This is a genomic window from Rothia sp. HMSC061E04, from assembly GCF_001813685.1.
GTDB classification, from domain to species: Bacteria; Actinomycetota; Actinomycetes; order Actinomycetales; family Micrococcaceae; genus Rothia; species Rothia mucilaginosa.
Genome location: NZ_KV813706.1, coordinates 300725 through 301113, shown reverse-complemented (window position 1 = coordinate 301113; position 389 = coordinate 300725). Strand labels below are relative to the sequence as shown.

The following is a 389-nucleotide window of genomic DNA, read 5'->3' as shown; positions in this document are numbered from 1 at the left end:
TTTCCCTTCCTTTTTGGAAGGGCTTTCATTGAGGCGGGTGGAGAGGCAACCCACCCGGTGCGGGGAGGACATTTCCCTTCCTTTTGGGAGGGACTTTCATTGAGGCTCACGGGCGGCCACCGCGAGGGCGGCGCGGAACTGGCATTTCCCTTCCTTTTGGGAAGGGCTTTCATTGAGGCACCCCCGAGCGCCCAGACCTCCGGCGGGAATAGGTCATTTCCCTTCCTTTTGGGAAGGGCTTTCATTGAGGCGTCCGTGAGGATGGGCAGCTCTATGCCTCCGAGACTTTCATTTCCCTTCCTTTTGGGAAGGGCTTTCATTGAGGCACGTCAATGCTCACGTACAGGGCTGTGATGCTCTGGATTTCCCTTCCTTTTGGGAAGGGCTTT

The 389-nt window shown here is 56.8% G+C and carries 1 protein-coding gene; it reads right to left on the bottom strand.

The annotated features are described in order from the left end of the window. A partial coding sequence (locus HMPREF2927_RS09150; RefSeq protein ID WP_210399833.1) for a hypothetical protein occupies nucleotides 1-320 on the bottom strand: 320 nt, incomplete at its 3' end. Between the last annotated feature and the right edge of the window lie 69 nt (nucleotides 321-389).